This is a genomic window from Vibrio sp. JZG120, assembly GCF_053890955.1.
Genome location: NZ_JBSRRK010000008.1, coordinates 1 through 16,347 on the forward strand (window position 1 = coordinate 1; position 16,347 = coordinate 16,347).

Annotated in this window: 21 protein-coding genes; 12 read left to right on the forward strand and 9 right to left on the reverse strand. The window is 45.3% G+C overall.

All coding sequences use genetic code 11. The features are described from left to right. Window positions 1-264: 264 nt before the first annotated feature. The 3 genes from ACWPOD_RS16190 to ACWPOD_RS16200 form a co-directional block, all read right to left on the reverse strand. Window positions 265-1,398, reverse strand: coding sequence for a flagellin (locus tag ACWPOD_RS16190; protein ID WP_046875529.1), 1,134 nt, complete (start codon window positions 1,396-1,398; stop codon window positions 265-267). 149 nt (window positions 1,399-1,547) lie between these two features. Continuing rightward, a complete protein-coding gene (locus tag ACWPOD_RS16195; RefSeq protein WP_048625862.1) occupies window positions 1,548-2,450 on the reverse strand; it encodes a Dyp-type peroxidase in 903 nt (300 codons plus the stop codon). Between the two features lie 45 nt (window positions 2,451-2,495). Beyond that, window positions 2,496-2,981 carry a DUF2919 domain-containing protein gene (locus tag ACWPOD_RS16200; RefSeq protein ID WP_012841521.1) on the reverse strand — a complete coding sequence of 162 codons (486 nt, stop codon included), beginning with the start codon at window positions 2,979-2,981 and terminating at the stop codon, window positions 2,496-2,498. A gap of 143 nt (window positions 2,982-3,124) precedes the next feature. On the opposite strand from ACWPOD_RS16200, the gene ACWPOD_RS16205 reads away from it, so the two are divergent. Together ACWPOD_RS16205 and ACWPOD_RS16210 are read left to right on the forward strand one after the other, a co-directional pair. Continuing rightward, window positions 3,125-3,478 carry a DUF2956 domain-containing protein gene (locus ACWPOD_RS16205; RefSeq protein WP_258644797.1) on the forward strand — a complete coding sequence of 118 codons (354 nt, stop codon included), beginning with the start codon at window positions 3,125-3,127 and terminating at the stop codon, window positions 3,476-3,478. Between the two features lie 3 nt (window positions 3,479-3,481). Beyond that, window positions 3,482-3,814 carry a DUF4156 domain-containing protein gene (locus ACWPOD_RS16210; RefSeq protein ID WP_081441201.1) on the forward strand — a complete coding sequence of 111 codons (333 nt, stop codon included), beginning with the start codon at window positions 3,482-3,484 and terminating at the stop codon, window positions 3,812-3,814. A 34-nt stretch (window positions 3,815-3,848) separates the two neighbouring features. Here the strand turns inward: ACWPOD_RS16210 and ACWPOD_RS16215 are convergent, their stop codons facing one another. Next, window positions 3,849-4,136 carry a winged helix-turn-helix domain-containing protein gene (locus ACWPOD_RS16215; RefSeq protein WP_005380433.1) on the reverse strand — a complete coding sequence of 96 codons (288 nt, stop codon included), beginning with the start codon at window positions 4,134-4,136 and terminating at the stop codon, window positions 3,849-3,851. Between the two features lie 292 nt (window positions 4,137-4,428). Here ACWPOD_RS16215 and ACWPOD_RS16220 point away from each other — a divergent pair, with 292 nt between their 5' ends. Genes ACWPOD_RS16220 through ACWPOD_RS16235 form a run of 4 tightly spaced genes read left to right on the forward strand, consistent with a single transcriptional unit; the run spans window position 4,429 to window position 6,847 of the window. After that, window positions 4,429-4,779, forward strand: a complete 351-nt coding sequence (locus tag ACWPOD_RS16220; protein ID WP_047008853.1) for an ArsC family reductase — start codon at window positions 4,429-4,431, stop codon at window positions 4,777-4,779. 18 nt (window positions 4,780-4,797) lie between these two features. Continuing rightward, the gene (gene dapE, locus ACWPOD_RS16225) at window positions 4,798-5,934 is read left to right on the forward strand and encodes a succinyl-diaminopimelate desuccinylase (RefSeq protein WP_193446995.1); all 1,137 of its coding nucleotides are present in this window, start codon (window positions 4,798-4,800) and stop codon (window positions 5,932-5,934) included. Between the two features lie 14 nt (window positions 5,935-5,948). Next, a complete protein-coding gene (locus tag ACWPOD_RS16230) occupies window positions 5,949-6,647 on the forward strand; it encodes a M15 family metallopeptidase (RefSeq protein ID WP_182034642.1) in 699 nt (232 codons plus the stop codon). Continuing rightward, window positions 6,644-6,847 carry a DUF2897 family protein gene (locus tag ACWPOD_RS16235; RefSeq protein WP_456232060.1) on the forward strand — a complete coding sequence of 68 codons (204 nt, stop codon included), beginning with the start codon at window positions 6,644-6,646 and terminating at the stop codon, window positions 6,845-6,847. Before ACWPOD_RS16230 ends, ACWPOD_RS16235 begins: the two co-directional genes overlap by 4 nt. A 106-nt stretch (window positions 6,848-6,953) precedes the next feature. Here ACWPOD_RS16235 and bamC read toward each other — a convergent pair whose 3' ends face one another. Together bamC and dapA are read right to left on the reverse strand one after the other, a co-directional pair. Continuing rightward, window positions 6,954-7,973 (reverse strand): outer membrane protein assembly factor BamC, encoded by a 1,020-nt coding sequence (bamC, locus tag ACWPOD_RS16240; RefSeq protein WP_301578350.1) that lies wholly within the window; start codon window positions 7,971-7,973, stop codon window positions 6,954-6,956. A gap of 80 nt (window positions 7,974-8,053) precedes the next feature. Continuing rightward, window positions 8,054-8,932: a 4-hydroxy-tetrahydrodipicolinate synthase gene (gene dapA, locus ACWPOD_RS16245; RefSeq protein WP_012841516.1), complete on the reverse strand. Its 879-nt coding sequence runs from the start codon at window positions 8,930-8,932 to the stop codon at window positions 8,054-8,056. 477 nt (window positions 8,933-9,409) lie between these two features. On the opposite strand from dapA, the gene ACWPOD_RS16250 reads away from it, so the two are divergent. Next, a complete protein-coding gene (locus tag ACWPOD_RS16250) occupies window positions 9,410-9,952 on the forward strand; it encodes a glycine cleavage system protein R (protein WP_012841515.1) in 543 nt (180 codons plus the stop codon). 16 nt (window positions 9,953-9,968) lie between these two features. Then, the gene (gene bcp / locus ACWPOD_RS16255) at window positions 9,969-10,439 is read left to right on the forward strand and encodes a thioredoxin-dependent thiol peroxidase (RefSeq protein ID WP_005380418.1); all 471 of its coding nucleotides are present in this window, start codon (window positions 9,969-9,971) and stop codon (window positions 10,437-10,439) included. Between the two features lie 76 nt (window positions 10,440-10,515). On the opposite strand, the gene ACWPOD_RS16260 is transcribed toward bcp, so the two are convergent. Then, window positions 10,516-11,589 (reverse strand): AI-2E family transporter, encoded by a 1,074-nt coding sequence (locus ACWPOD_RS16260; RefSeq protein ID WP_145532723.1) that lies wholly within the window; start codon window positions 11,587-11,589, stop codon window positions 10,516-10,518. Between the two features lies 1 nt (window position 11,590). Continuing rightward, a complete protein-coding gene (locus tag ACWPOD_RS16265) occupies window positions 11,591-11,827 on the reverse strand; it encodes a sulfurtransferase TusA family protein (RefSeq protein ID WP_167427068.1) in 237 nt (78 codons plus the stop codon). Between the two features lie 257 nt (window positions 11,828-12,084). Between ACWPOD_RS16265 and bepA the strand changes: the two genes are divergently transcribed. From bepA to ACWPOD_RS16285, 4 genes are read left to right on the forward strand one after another with little or no spacing between them, the layout of a single operon-like run. Continuing rightward, window positions 12,085-13,536, forward strand: coding sequence for a beta-barrel assembly-enhancing protease (gene bepA / locus ACWPOD_RS16270; protein WP_012841513.1), 1,452 nt, complete (start codon window positions 12,085-12,087; stop codon window positions 13,534-13,536). Window positions 13,537-13,552: 16 nt separating this feature from the next. Next, complete coding sequence (gene arsC, locus ACWPOD_RS16275) at window positions 13,553-13,903, forward strand: arsenate reductase (glutaredoxin) (RefSeq protein WP_005380410.1); 351 nt, start codon at window positions 13,553-13,555, stop codon at window positions 13,901-13,903. Further along, the gene (gene wrbA, locus ACWPOD_RS16280) at window positions 13,904-14,473 is read left to right on the forward strand and encodes an NAD(P)H:quinone oxidoreductase (RefSeq protein ID WP_012841512.1); all 570 of its coding nucleotides are present in this window, start codon (window positions 13,904-13,906) and stop codon (window positions 14,471-14,473) included. It abuts the gene before it with no gap. A gap of 22 nt (window positions 14,474-14,495) precedes the next feature. Continuing rightward, the gene (locus ACWPOD_RS16285; RefSeq protein ID WP_012841511.1) at window positions 14,496-14,936 is read left to right on the forward strand and encodes a DUF2069 domain-containing protein; all 441 of its coding nucleotides are present in this window, start codon (window positions 14,496-14,498) and stop codon (window positions 14,934-14,936) included. 140 nt (window positions 14,937-15,076) lie between these two features. Here the strand turns inward: ACWPOD_RS16285 and ACWPOD_RS16290 are convergent, their stop codons facing one another. Further along, window positions 15,077-16,285, reverse strand: a complete 1,209-nt coding sequence (locus ACWPOD_RS16290; protein WP_167426326.1) for a DUF2066 domain-containing protein — start codon at window positions 16,283-16,285, stop codon at window positions 15,077-15,079. Window positions 16,286-16,347: the final 62 nt, after the last annotated feature.

Sequence of the window (16,347 nt, forward strand, 5' to 3'; positions counted from 1 at the left end):
TGGTGATTTCTCCAATTGATTTTCCGGTATAGCGGTTTCCGACGTCTCGGAAAACCAAGTAGTTCTCTCAAAGTTACTTTTATTAACGGCGCTCAAACTGATTTCTTTAGGGAATTTTTTGGATTTTTTTGGAAAAAGTTCATTTGGAGAAGGAATCGTGATGAAGCAGATAAAAAAGCAAAAAAACGTCAAATTTTCGCTAAAGCTTCTTTTCGAGTTGTCGATACAGGCAGGTTTTACGTTAAATTCGAGCGAGATCGATCATTAGCCAAGTAAGGTTAATGCTAGGTTGGGCGCTTGTTTTGCTTGTGCAAGAATAGAAGTACTGACCTGCTGCAAAATCTGCTGCTTCACCATTTGCGTGGTTTCTTTCGCGTAGTCAGTGTCTTGGATACGACTGTTGGAAGCGGCTAAGTTTTCGTGGATGTTATCGAGATTATTGATCGCGTGATTAAAGCGGTTTTGATACGCGCCTAACTCAGCACGATGGCTATCAACGTACTTCATCGCAGTATCTAGGACGGCCACGGCTTGTTGCGCACCACCGACAGACGTAATGTCGATGTTATCAACCGCATCGTAACCTTTTAGCTGTAACCCCAGTTCACTCGCTAAGTCACCTGAAAACGATAAAGTGCCTGAAGTTTCTTCTCCAGCCATAAATAGCTGTAACTGACCTTCTTCATTCACCGATGCCGTGACTTTGTCAGTTTGACCATTGATATAAGTCGCAAGCTCTTCGATATCATCGCCAGCTTTGGCATTAATTTGAATGGTTTCCGTCTCACCAAAACGATTCGTAAATGACATACTAAGATCATTCGCACCGTCTTTTACTTTCCAATCAGAGCTTGCACGTCCGTTTGCAATGTAACTAAAGCCGCCCATATCAATGCCATCACTGCGCATCGACTTTAATTCAACTTGCACAGCTTCACCTGACGCTGCACCGATTTGAAATGCCGACTTACCAAAGCTGCCATTGAGCAGTTTACGCCCACCAAAGGAGGTCGTTTCGGCAATGCGGTTTAGCTCATCGTTAAGTGCCGTCACTTCTTCTTGCAGTGCAGTGCGTTCCGCTTTGCTGTTTGAGCCATTGGCTGACTGAAGCGACAAATCACGCATACGCTGCATGATATTAGTCACCTCATTCATCGCGCCTTCCGCAGTTTGCATGATGGAAATACCGTCATTCGCGTTACGTACCGCGACATCCAAACCGCGCATTTGCGATTGCAGACGGTTGGAGATTTGCAGACCCGCAGCGTCATCCTTTGCGCTGTTAATACGCTTCCCTGAAGACAAACGCTCCATGGATTGGTTCAGCATGTCAGTTGCACTGGTCAAATGACGTTGTGCGACAAGTGCTGCAACATTGGTATTAACGGTGATAGCCAAGAGACACAGACTCCAAATAAATTAAGGCTTTGGATACTTATCGACCAAATAATCGAAAGGTTTAGTCTTTTTTGAAAAAGTCTGTGGAATAGAAAAGAAGAAAATAAAAGCCCTCCAATTGGAGGGCTTAAGAAATAAAGTCTGAGAACTTACTTGATGGCTAGCTCTGCTAGCATTTCTTGTGATGGAGCGAAGAAGTACGCACCAGTTACCGCTTTTGTGAAACGAAGCATTTGGTCTGTTTTACCATCTGTCACGCCGTACATACTTTCTAGCATCACTTTAATGTTATGAAGTGTATTGCAGTAAGAAATAAACAGCAGGCCATGAGGCCCTGTTACCGTCCCGTATGGCAAGCTATGACGAACAATCTTGAGACCTTTTCCTTCTTCTTTAATATCAACGCGACCAACGTGTGATGCAGCAGGAACGTCTTCTAGCTCGATAGAGTCTGGTTTGGTACGACCAATCACTTTTTCTTGCGCTTTGACATTCAAGCGATTCCAAGCGGCAAGGTTATGTTCGAAGCGTTGAGCCATGACATAACTACCTCCAGCAAATGGGCCCTCTTTTACTAGAGCCACATCAGCGCGAGCCTCCCCTTTCGGGTTTTCTGTCCCATCAATAAAGTCTGTCATATCACGAGCATCAAGGTAACGGTACCCATACGTTTCGTCCACAATGGTGACATCTTCTGCCGTCTCTTCTAGAAACTTACGCAGAACATAAAAGTGCAAGTCGTGACGAGTAGAGTGACAGTGAATCAGCACATCAACATCCGTTGCAGGCGCTACGATGTCTCCTTCGCCAAGTTGAGTAAAATCAATAAGCTCTTCTGGCGCGTCTACATTGAGGTGTTGCCAAAACGATTTTGTGAATGCGATAGAAAGGGTCAGCGCCGCGCCTGGCTGGGTAATATTTAACTCTTCCACTAACTTTGGTAGTGCTTTCAGCTTATCCAATACGTTTTCACGGTTTTGGTTCACTTTAAGTTGAGTGTACAGTGCAAATGGCCCTGCTTCTGGCACGATCGCCGTTTGAGCTTGTGACATTGAGGTTTCCTCTATACTTTGCCCCGGTGTGGGAAGTTATTGTTTTTAATTCTTCGAAGGCTGCTCTTCATTGCGCTCCAATTGTGGCACATGAAAACAGTCTTTTACCCATCTTCCATTTAGAAGATAGATCATAAACCAAGCTAATAAGGTAATGGTAAGGGCGTTTGCCCAGTTGAATACACCATGTTCCAGATACACATGATACATGGTCTGAGCCAGTTGGATACCGCACAAGATCAAAGTGATCTCTCGACCATAGCGAGTAATTCTGTTTACCCATCCTCTATCGGGGTGACGGAGCCCCATCAACCACATGAGAAGCAGGCTTGGAATGCCCATAGCCAAACCCAAATACAGCGTACTTGAGTCTGGATAAACAATAGCGAGTAGCTTACTGCCACTATCACGACTTACGCCTGCCATCGCAAACACAACCCATGAACGTACAAGAAACATCCATCCAAACCATAAAATAATCGGCGCTTTTAAAAATCCATGGGCGTCATATTGGTCAAACGAGTAGCGCACAACATCTTCTTCTTAATGTGATAAAACGCCACTTTAACCTATCATTTCAGAGTTGCAAGCCAGCAAAGATGAGAACTAAAGTTCATTTCATCATCTTACACAGGTAAACTAAACAAAGATTTACAATGACGTTGATGAGAAACATGAAAAAAAGAACTCCAGCTACCCCAGCGCCTTCTCAAGAAACTCAAGCCGAAGCGATGAGAATTGCCAAATCCACGCAGAAACCGGGGCAAACCAAAGAGCAAACCAAGCTTATCGCTCAAGGTATCGAAAAAGGCATCGCTCAATATAAGAAGCAGCAAAAAGAGCGCAATCGTCAAGCCGATAAAGCGAAGAAAAAACAGCAACGTGAAAAGCAACGTCAGCATGAAGAAGCTATCGAACAAGACAACATTACCAACGATGTGCCAAACTATGCATCAAGCAAACAGCCTTGGATACTGCTCGCTCTGAGCTGGATTGGCTTTGCTGCTTACATAGTATTGGGGAAATAGCTGATGAGACGCCTGTTACTTGGACTTTTTGTCGTACTTCTCTCTGGTTGCACGATGCCTTCTCACCTTACTCATGCTCAAAGCCAAGATGTTCATATTCGCATTGACGCTCAGTTCAACCCTGATCGATGCGAATACAAAGGCGAAGTCACCGGAAGCGAGGGTCATTGGTATAACTACATTTTCATGACCAATGACGCGATGATGCAAGGCGCGATGAACGATTTAAAAAACAATGCAGCGGCTATCGATGCGGACACCGTTTTTATGGTCTCCCCACAAGATTTTATCACTTCATTTAGCGTGCTGGGTTCCGCCTACCGCTGCAATGGATGAGGCCTGAATATGAAAAAAGCCAGCAATTGCTGGCTTATGCACGAAATCCAAGACTGCTAGCGATATCTCTCTCCCGCTCTAGAACCCATTGGCTATCAAAAGGCCCCCAATCTGAAAGTTGATAATAGCCGTCATTATGACGTCGGCCATCTTGAACGAATATGAGTTCAATGCCGATCCCAGGTAACGCCTTGAGTACATCTTGAATTGTACGACGAGGCCACCCCGTTTTTTCGATCAACTTTGGCACATTCGGCCTTTCTAGGTTTTCCACCAACAAGGCCAAATATAGCCGCCTTGCAAAAACAGGACTCAATTCCATTGACACCTCCTAAAATTGTGCTGATTCATTATTTCGTTTTTGCTCAGCGAGATGTTGCGTTTGATCAATAACTCGACTTTTCCATTTGATTTAGACGATTTTTTATTCGATTTATAGTGCATTCATCGTAAATAAGTTACGTAACATCAGTTATCTCAATCTATCTGAAAATATTTTCCACCGCATTTTGTCAGTTTGATTGCTTCTTGATAGGATGCTATAGCAGCCCAAATCACTTAAGTGCGTCTTAACCGCGCCAGTGAAAAATAGAACAAAGAAAAAAGGAAACACTATGTCGATTACCATGTTTGGTATTCCCAACTGCGATACGATCAAAAAAGCCAAAAAATGGTTAGAAGCTGAGGATATTGCTTACGACTTCCATGACTACCGTAAGCAAGGCGTTGATGTAGCTATGGTAAGCGAATTTTGTCGCGCTTTAGGTTGGGAACAGGTGCTCAACAAACGTGGCACGACCTACCGCCAACTGACACAAGAACAAAAAGACACGCTTAACGAAGAAAACGCGATCGCTCTTTTGGTAGAAAACCCTGCGATGATCAAGCGCCCAATTTTAAAAGTGAATGATCAACTTCATATCGGTTTTAAAGCTGATCAATACGCTACCATTTTCAACTCTTAAATAAAGGAATACTCAAGGATGACAGACAGTCCAGTATTGGCACTTGCTAAAGATCTGATCAGTAGACAATCTGTAACGCCGGAAGACGCAGGTTGTCAGGATTTGATGATCGAACGCTTAAAAGCACTCGGGTTTGAAATTGAAGTGATGGTATTTGAAGACACCACGAACTTCTGGGCTCGCCGTGGTTCAGAAGCGCCACTATTTGCGTTCGCTGGCCACACCGATGTGGTACCTGCTGGCAAACTGGAGCACTGGGATACACATCCGTTTGAACCAACTATTATTGATGGTTACCTACACGGTCGCGGTGCAGCGGACATGAAAGGGTCGCTAGCTGCTATGGTCGTTGCTGTCGAACGCTTCATTGAAGAAAACCCAGACCACAAAGGCTCAATCGGCTTTCTAATTACGTCGGATGAAGAAGGACCATTTATCAATGGTACCGTTCGTGTTGTAGAAACGTTGATGGCACGTGGCGAAAATATCGACATGTGTATCGTCGGTGAACCATCCAGCACCGAAGTGGTTGGCGATGTGGTGAAAAATGGACGTCGCGGTTCTATCACGGGCGATTTAACGGTAAAAGGAACACAAGGCCACGTGGCCTATCCTCACCTAGCCAATAACCCAGTGCACGAGTCTCTACTCGCGATTCATGAACTCGCAACAACCGAGTGGGACAAAGGGAATGATTATTTCCCACCAACCAGCTTCCAGATCCCGAACGTATCGGCTGGCACTGGTGCGTCTAACGTCATTCCTGGCGAGTTCCATGTTCAGTTCAACCTGCGTTTTAGTACTGAGCTTAACAATGACGCAATTGTTCAGCGTGTTACCGAAACACTAGACAAGCATGAGCTGGACTACGACCTAAAATGGACATTCAACGGCGACCCATTCCTGACCGATACAGGCGCGCTGCTAGATGCAGTTGTTGCTGCTGTTGCCGACGTGAATGATACGAAGCCAGCACTACTTACAACTGGCGGTACGTCTGATGGTCGCTTTATCGCTCGAATGGGTGGTCAAGTCGTAGAGTTAGGCCCTGTTAATGCTACGATTCATAAAGTGAACGAATGCGTGAAAGTGGACGATCTAGAAAAGTTGACTGACATGTACGAGAACACGTTGAAACACCTGTTAGCGAAGTAATCAGCGAGAACACCATGACACCAGAGCAACTCACCGGCACCACAGATTCTCATCTGCAATCCACTTTAGTGGGTCAAAAAGCGTTTCTACTCCACCCTGAAGTAGCTGACGATCTGCTAAAGATGATTGAAGCGGCAACAGAAGCAGGTTTTAAAATGGAAATCGCCAGTGGTTTTCGTGACTTCAACCGCCAAAAAGCGATCTGGAACGGGAAGTTTTCTGGTGAGTTGCCAATTCTCGACGTCAACTCCCGCCCTTTAAACAAAGCAGAGTTAAATGACGAAGAGAAGTTGATGGCCATTTTGCGCTGGTCGGCACTGCCCGGAGGAAGTCGTCATCATTGGGGTTGCGATTTTGATGTCTATGCGCGCAATTTATTGCCTACTGACACCAAACTCAAGCTGGAGCCTTGGGAGTACCTTGAAGGCCACCAGCAAGCGTTCTACCAATGGTTAAAAGCCAACCTTGGTCGATTCGGCTTCTTCTTCCCTTATCAGCAAGATTTAGGTGGCGTTTCGATTGAGCCTTGGCACATTAGCCACCGCACTGTCGGGCAACAGTGCCTCGCGCAATTGACGCCTGATGTGCTCAGAAACCAGCTGATTCAGCAAAATCAGACCGACAACATTGCAGGGATTGACGTCATACTGAATAATTTGGATAACGTCGTTGCCAAATTTATTCACAATATCACGCCGCCGGAGGCTCTATGATAGAAATACTCACCAATCCTTGGGTCATTATCATTGTAGTGTTGAGCGTGGTCATTGGTAACATTGCCGCACTCAAATACACCGCAAAAATGAAGTTTGGTCAGATGGATAAAAGCCGTAAGAACGATTTATATAAGCTGAACACGTTGGATAAACAGCGCTCCGCTGACGAGGAGAGCAACAAAGACGAGCCTCGTTAGTTAAACACCTACTTTATCCCGACACGCCGAATATAAGCATCAAAAAAGGGACCACTGGGTCCCTTTTCAATTATTGTGTAAACGTATCGCGTTAAGTTCGCTTTGGTTACTGCTTCACCGTCGCAGCCAATACAGGCGCTAGTGATTTCAAAAACTCTTCTTCTACTGGCTTACCAGAGGAATCCGTAATATTGATAGACGTACGGTTGCCTAAATCACCAAGTAAGAATGTGTACTTACCAGCGTCTAACTCCACTGGTTTAACGCCGATATCGTTCCAGAATTCATCATCCGGAGACGCATATTTCGCAGTGATTGTGCCCTGAGACTGGCTACGCTCTTCAATCTTAAAGCCCATCTTAGGTAGAATATTAGGCAGACGTTGCCAAAGCATGTTGTATTGCGCACGCGCGACAATCACAGGAAGCCCGCTGCGGTCTTTACCCATTGTAATTGGGATCTGTTTAACCAACTCTTGCGCTTTACGCTGTGCTTCTTCACGCACTTCTTGATCGTAGCGAGCGGTTACCAAGTTCGTCATGAACACATTGTAGCGCTCACGGTTGGTCGCCGTTACTTCTTTCACTTGATTGCCTTCACGCCAGTCAATAAGACTCACTTTAAAGCCGTGTCGACCATTTGCTTCAGCACGTACGATCTCATATCGGCTACCAATTTCCAGCTCTTCGTCTGGCGAATCCCACGTCACCCAACCTGTCTCGATACGAGAATCCGTTTGGCTTTCAACTGGAATCTCGTTGGCCGCGACCATGTTTTGTACCGTTTGCCAAACTTTATCCAGTTCATCTTTACGAAGTAGCCAAAGTGTCACTTCACCATCACTACTGCGGTCCAGACGTGCACCAGGAATAAGCTCTAGGACTTGTTGAGGTGGACGAATGTCGACATCTTTACCTACTCCACCAACATAGTTACCCTGAGGGATCTCATAGTTCGGATAAAACTGTGGCTGTGCGCCTTGTGGGACATTCCACTCACCCAAATTGGGGGAGTTCAAATACTCGAAGTCATCTTTTGCTTGACGACGTTGATTGGCACCACCTGAACAGGCAGTCAATACGAATACAGCTAATGAACTTAACACTAACTGGCTTGAAAGCTTCATCTATACTCCTAAAACACCGAGGGCGCTTTGGCCCCCAGTATGAACTTCAATCCTAGTAACTCAATCTTAATAGCTCAATTTTAATAAATACCGGCGTCGGTTAACGCCTGTTCAACGATCGGCTGCGATTTTTCAGAAAGTGTGGTTAAAGGAAGACGCAAACCACCTTCTTCAATCAAACCAAGCTTTTGCGCTGCCCATTTTACTGGGATAGGGCTTGCTTCAATGAAAAGGTTTTTGTGTAGAGTCATCAAGCGTTGGTTAATCGCTTCTGCTTCTTCGTACTTACCTTCACTTGCCAAATGGAACATGTCTGCCATGTCTTTAGCTGCAATATTGTTCGTTACTGAGATAACACCATTGCCGCCAAGTTTCACAAAATCGAGACCCGTCGCATCATCGCCACTTAGTAAGATAAAATCTTCGCCACAAAGTTCACGGTGAATTGCAATTCGGTCCAAATCGCCCGTTGCATCTTTTAAAGCCACGATATTATCAAGCTTTGACAAGCGTGCCACTGTTTCTGGCTGCATATCAACAGCAGTACGGCCTGGTACGTTGTATAAAATTAGAGGCACATCACTCGCTTCAGCAATTGCCTTGTAGTGCAAGAACAAACCTTCTTGAGTTGGTTTGTTGTAATACGGTGTCACACTCAGGAAGCCAGCAATACCAGAATCAGCCAGTAATTTGCTAAATGTTACTGCCTCGTGGGTTGCGTTTGCACCCGTGCCAGCAATCACAGGGATGCGACCGTCGGCAAACTCAACAGTTTTATTAACGACCTTTACATGCTCTTCAATGGTCAGTGTCGCTGACTCACCTGTTGTGCCTACTGCCACAATACCGTCTGTACCCGCTTCAACGTGGTACTCTACTAGCTTTTGCAGACTGTCAAAGTCTACTTCGCCATCTGCTTTGAATGGTGTAATCAGCGCTACGATACTTCCTGAAAACATGTTTATCTCCCTCATTTAACTCTTTCTGCATGGTACTGTAATGCGATTGAAAAACACAAGAGCGTAAACTCGCTTACAAAGTACAAATGAATGAATAATTATCAGTTGTTAGAGGTCTAGCAACTTAATTGCTCTATTTGGTTTGATTAGCGGCAATATTGATAATCGTGTTGGGCTTTCGAGTGACTTTAGAATCTATCAGTGATTTGGAAAATACTGAAGTGCACAAGCCAGGAAAATATACTCTTGGGTTGCGCTCACCAAGTCAGACCTGAGTGAATAAAAAGACCAAACAATACGCAAGCACATCATGCAAACGTTTTATTCCCCCGACTCCCTCGTTGACTGCTTGCCCCCAATCGTTCACCTCAAGAGCCAACCTGCTTTTTTGTAAACTAAAAAAAGAACTGACTCGATATTTCTCCGCAATATCTGTGCTAACATCTCTCTATTGAAGAAAGGACAAGAAGCTCATTTATGAAGCAACATCTGGTACTTACAGCAGTTGGAACGGACCGTCCAGGCATTTGTAACCAAGTCGTACACCTCGTTACTCAAGCCGGTTGTAACATAGTCGATAGCCGCATCGCTATCTTTGGAAGTGAATTTACGCTGATCATGCTCCTAACTGGGAACGCCAGTAGTGTGACTCGAGTAGAAACGCAATTGCCCCTACTTGGCCAAGAGCATGACCTGATTACGATTATGAAGCGTACGTCGGCGCACGAATTGCTCGACAACAGCTACACAATGGAAGTGTTTATTGAGTCTGAAGACCGCCCAGGTCTGACTGAAAAGTTTACTAAGTTCTTCGCGGATCAACAGATTGGTTTGGACTCTCTTAGCGCCCAAACTATCAGTAAGTCGAAAATTCAACTTGATGCCGACCAATTCCACATTGCGATTACCGCATCAGTAAGTGCGGATTGTAACTTAATGCAATTACAAGAAGATTTCGATGAACTTTGTCAGTCGCTCAACGTACAAGGTTCTCTGAATTTCATTAAAAACACACTATAAAGTAAAGGAAATCACCATGAATACGCTGACAGCAGGCTCGCCAGCGCCAGCCTTCTCTTTGCTCGACCAAGACGGAAATACCGTTTCTCTCGAAGACTTTAAAGGCAAGAAAGTACTTTTCTACTTTTACCCTAAGGCGATGACGCCGGGTTGTACTACACAAGCAAAAGGTCTTCGTGACATCAAAGCTGAACTCGATGCACACAACGTGGTGGTACTTGGCGTAAGCATCGACCCTGTAAAACGCCTAGGCAAATTCATCGAGCGTGATGATTTAAACTTCACCCTGCTTTCTGACGAAGATCATGCCGTTGCAGACCAATTTGGCGTTTGGGGCGAAAAGAAATTCATGGGTAAAGTATACGATGGTCTTCACCGCATTAGCTTCCTGATCAATGAAGAAGGCGTGATTGAACACGTGTTCAACAAGTTCAAAACCAAAGATCACCACGAAGTCGTATTAAATTACCTGAACGAAAACGCATAAGCGCGATCCGTTCTCAAATAACAAAAAGCCCAGCCAACTGCTGGGCTTTCTTTTGAGCATTGTACTTTGGTAACGCCTACTCTTGTTCGACTGGTTCGTTTTCTTCCGTACTTGGTAAGGCATGCCATACGGCTTTAACTAGTGTCGCCAACGGAATGGCGAAGAATACGCCCCAAAAACCCCACAAGCCACCGAAGACTAACACTGCCACAATGATGGCAACTGGGTGTAGATTTACCGCCTCAGAAAACAGAACAGGAACCAACACATTACCATCCAGCGCTTGGATAATACCGTAAGCAAGCAGCAACCAATAAAACGGAGGCGCAAGACCCCATTGGAACAGACCAACGATGGCGACAGGCACAGTTACAGCTGCCGCGCCGATATAAGGAATTAACACAGATAGACCGACAGCTACGGCAAGCAGCGCCGAATAGCGAAGATCTAAAATGGCAAAAGTCACGTAACTCACGCCACCCACGATTAAAATCTCTAACACTTTACCGCGAATGTAATTTGATATCTGCTCGTTCATTTCATGCCAAACTTTATTCGCCAATTTACGGTTTTTCGGCAGAATACCGCTTGCGATTCTCAGCATTTCTTCTTTGTCTTTAAGCAAAAAGAAGATAAGTAGTGGCACTAAAATCAGGTATACCGCTAGCGTCGCAATACTGACTAATGACGCAAGTGAGCCTTTTACTACACTCTCACCAAGTCCCAACGCTTGGTTTTTGGCATTTGTCACCACGGTTTCTACAATTTCTAAGTTTGCTAACTCAGGATGACGTTCTGGTAACGTGACAATAAACTTTTGTAACCCGTTGTACATGTTTGGAATATCGTTAATTAGATTACCGACCTGAGTCCAAATCGTCGGAACCAAACCAAACAAAGCGATCAACATCAATCCGACGAACATTAAGATCACGATGATGACCGACAAAGTGCGCGGCACGCCCATGCGACACATTTTTACGACTGGCCATTCAAGTAAATAAGCCAAAACGATCGCGACAAGCAATGGCGCAATCAAATGCCCAAAGAAGTAAATGGTGATAAAACCAAACAGCAAGATCGCGACGAGACTTACTGCATGAGGGTCTGAGAAACGTCGTTTATACCAACGACTAACCATTTCAAACATCTTATGCGGATTCCTTATTGAATACAGTCAATGTGTAGTGCTCTGATGTAGATTGGCAATCAACTGAGTACCCTTGGGCACTGAGATAGTACACAATGTCTCGTTTAGAGCTCTTATCCACCACTTGAATAACAAGTTGATGATACTGCTGCGTTTCTCCTTGAAAGACTTCAGCAGCGTGACGCTTTGCAAGTAACAGTGCCATAGGGCAACGTTGTTCACGCAAATCAAGTAACATGGATTCCATTGTATTGCTCTGCACTTATGATAGGGTTGTATTGTAACGGCTTTTTGAGCTGGTGCTAGCACTTCTGACATGATTTAACCACATGCTGAAATGACTCGGATATAAAATAATTTACGAAACCAATTCATTTATTTCCGGTCTTATTGCTAGCTTATATCCTCGCGGATAACCAAAACGCATGTGGCGCTGTTAAGAGGTTCTCAGCCTCTAACCACATGCTTATGTATTTTGGAGAACCTTTTAAACGTATGTTAAAACGCACTCGCTCGCTAGTTTGCTTATGTCTTGCAGCTGCAATCAGTTCGCCGACAACTTATGCCAATAGCATTGACTTGCCAGACATTGGCACGGCTGCTGGTGGCACGCTCTCAATAGACCAAGAGTTGATTTACGGCGACGCCTATATGCGTATGCTCAGAGCCAGTAAACCTATCGTTAATGATCCTGTTATCAATGAGTATATTGACGCTCTCGGGCACAGATTAGTAGCCAATGCGAACGATGTAAAAACGCCGTTTCACTTCTTTATGATTCGCGACCGCAATATTAACGCGTTCGCGTTTTTTGGTGGTTACGTAGCGTTGCACTCTGGGTTGTTTCTTCATGCGCGTTCAGAAAGTGAGTTGGCCTCTGTTGTTGCTCACGAGATTGCGCACGTCACACAACGCCACCTTGCGCGCAGCATGGAAGAGCAAGCACGTCGCTCTCCGGCCACATTAGCTGCACTCGCTGGCGCATTACTGCTTTCGATTGCCTCACCAGAAGCGGGGATGGCTGCAATTACGGCGGCAACCGCAGGTAACATGCAAAGCCAAATCAACTACACTCGCGCAAATGAGAAAGAAGCGGACCGCTTTGGTATTTCGACACTGGCAAAAGCTGGTTTTGATGTTCAAGCAATGCCACGTTTTTTTGGCCGTCTTGCAGATGAATATCGTTATGCGAGTAAACCGCCGCCAATGCTACTGACTCACCCACTACCTGAAGATCGAATTACCGATAGCCGTGCACGAGCAAGGACCTATCCACCAATGCGTGTTGTGCCTTCAATAGACTATCACCTAGCGCGTGCGCGCATTGTGGCTCGTTACGCTGGCATTGATGGACAAGCTGCTTTGGGCTGGTTTGAACGAACTCAAAAGAAAGCCTCTGCGGACATCACACCTGCTTTTGACTATGGGCGAGCACTCGTACATTTAGACAGCAAACGCTTGTCTCAAGCGGAACCTATTTTGAAAAAGTTGCTGGAGCAGGACCCAAGTAACCCGTTCTACCTGGATGCTATGACGGATTTATATATCGAGAAGAAGCAGCCAGAAAAAGCAACCGAGATGCTCCGTAAAGCGTTATCTCGGAACCCTCAAAATAAAGTATTGACCATTAACTATGCCAATGCACTACTTGAGGACAATAAAAACGATCAAGCCACGCGAGTTCTTCAAAGATACACTCATGATTATCCTGAAGATACAAATGGCTGGCACCTAATATCGAAGAGCTACCACGCGCTAGGACGTAGTGATGAAGAGTTGGCTGCGCGAGCGGAAATTTTGGCGTTGCGAGCAAACTGGAATAAAGCGATTCAATATTATAGTGAAGCAAGTAAAATGGCCAAGTTGGGCAGCTTAGAGCAAGCTCGATACGATGCCCGTATTGACCAACTCATGATCCAAAGAGATCGATTCATGGCATTACAATAACGAAATGGAGAAAACCATGTCAGTCGTGATTTATCACAACCCTCGTTGCTCAAAGAGCCGTCAAACACTTGAACTGCTTGAGCAAAATGGTGTTACACCGGAAGTCGTCAAATACCTAGACACACCACTTAACGTAGATGAGCTAAAAGCGCTGTACGCACAACTTGGCTTTTCATCTGTACGTGAAATGATGCGCACCAAAGAAAGCGAATACAAAGAACTTGGCCTAGGCGAAGACTCTGTTAGCGATGAGCAATTGTTCGAAGCAATGGCGAAAAATCCAAAATTATTTGAGCGTCCGGTGGTAGTTGCCAACGGCAAAGCGAAAATTGGTCGACCACCAGAGCAAGTGTTGGATATTCTATAAATGGATTGCCAGATCCTTATTTTGTATTTCAGCCGTCACGGCTCGACAAAACAACTGGCAAGACAGATAGCAAGAGGAGTCGAATCGACTCCTCAATGCCAAGCAATTTTGCGTACAGTTGAAGAATTGTCACCTCACTCACACTCCCCTTCTGATCCAATTGTTACTCTAGAGGAACTGAAAACGTGCGACGGTCTAGCGTTTGGCAGTCCCGTCTGGTTTGGCAACATGGCTGCGCCTTTAAAGCACTTCTGGGATCAGACTACATCTTTATGGGTCAGTGGTGACTTAATCGATAAGCCAGCTTGTGTCTTTACCTCTTCCTCTTCGATGCATGGTGGTCAAGAAACAACGTTACAAAGCATGATGACCCCTTTATTGCATCACGGGATGATGGTTTTGGGCATTCCTTATGCCGAACCAGAGCTACACACTACGCAGTCCGGAGGCACTCCGTATGGCGCCAGCAGTGTAGGCCATGAGGCAACCCTCAGCAGTGAAGAGATTCGTCTGGCACAACAATTAGGCAAAAGGCTGGCAACTGCAGCGTTAAAACTAAAAGTCTGTTAGTAAAATCAAGGATAGTTAATCGATGTCTGACTCTTTAGACCAAACACCACTCGGTACACAGGCTAAAACCTATCGTTACCTAGCTTTATTTGGCAACTTAGCCTTATTAGCCTGGGTCGCAATTTGGCAGCTTGCGTTGTCCCCTCACCCTCACCTTAGCAGCACAACACTTGCTATTGCTTGGTGTATTCCGCTATTACTTCCGTTGCCTGGTATTTTGGCTGGTAAGCCTTACACTCATGCTTGGGCTAACTTTGTTCTTATGCTGTATTTCTTGCATGCGCTGACCATCCTTTATGTGGATGGTGGAGAACGTTGGCTTGCGGCAGTAGAGTTGCTCCTGACTTCACTCGGTTTCGCTGGCAATATTTTGTTTGCTAGAGCGAGAGGCAAAGAGCTAGGTCTTAAGTTGAAGCGCCTCTCTCAAGTAGAAAAAGAAGAAAAAGCGAAATTCAATAAATAACGCCAATCGCAATCAATCACTGAGCATTGGTTCGAATACGAATTTAGAAAACAAAAAGAGTCGCTATTGCGACTCTTTTTTACGCTTACCACATTGGTGTTTGATCCTTGCGCTTTACGCCTGGAAAGCTATCAATGCGATTACGATGCCGAGCGCCACTCGTAGATCAAGTCATACTGTTCTCGGACAGGCTCCACAATCATCGGCTGAGTTGGGTGCGTTTCGTCCTTTGCTTCCGCCGCGATATCCGCAGGCACTTCGGACTGCACTTTTTCTACCATAGCTGTATCTTTAGCTTCATTCATCGGAGCAATTGGCTCTGCTTCTTGAGTTAAAGCTGGGGCATCAACTTCACCCAAAGGATCTTCAAAAACCATTAATTGAGAAATAGAAGAAGCTTCTTTCTCAAAAGCTTGTTGAGATGCCAAAAGATGGATGTTGAGCGTCAGCTCATCACCTTGGACACGCTTAATTTCCGTACCCGCAACCGAATTAAGTTGTTTTAACGCATTCTCTAAACGGAAGAAGTCCGTGGCAGACGTTACATTAAGGACTTTCACCGCCAACGCTTTTGAAGATTTTCCAGATACTACCACTGCGCTCTTACTCGCGTAGTAGTCAGCGATGCCATCAACCATCTCAGCAATGGCATTGGCGCCTGATGCGGAACCGTTACGCGGAGAGCGCTGTGCTTCAACAATTCTCATTGGTGATTGATCGTATAACGTCCAGCGAATTTGTTCACCTTGAGCGCGCACAACTAAAACGGCATCCGCTGGGTAGCGCTGGCTCGCTTGGCCAATTGGCTCAATAAAGCCGCCCCAAAGATCAGAAACATTAACACCAGTTACATCATCAAAATCACCAACCGGGATCGTGATCGGCAAGCCTCTCGATTTCGCAGCACTGCGAAGTGCTACAACGTTTGAAGAGTCGGAATGCTCCCAAGCAATATTACGATCGTAGCTCTGCTCTTCCACCATCCAAACCAAAATATTGGCGCGATTTGGCGACCAAGATGGCAATTGTGCTTGTGTTAAAAGCGAGCTGATTTGGTCACTGTTAAACAACATTTTTAAGCTCGCTTTTCCATCAACCTGCCCATAGCTCAGTTGGGAAATGTAACGCGCACTTGAACCAAGTGCCTTTTTAATCACTGGATTGCTTAAAGAGGATTGAGAACCGGTCGCTCGAACAATCACATCCTGCATACCTTGTTGACGAGCCAGAGACTCACCGTCGTTCTGCTCACTGTCGATAACCACTTCGGCACGATAGATATCCACCTGAGTTAATGCATATACTGGTAGGGACAACCAACCTATCAGTAAGAGAGCTAAATAGCGCATAGTTTTTATAATCCTCTGAACAAGAACCCGAATAATAAGCAACTATCAAATCTTGAGCAAGG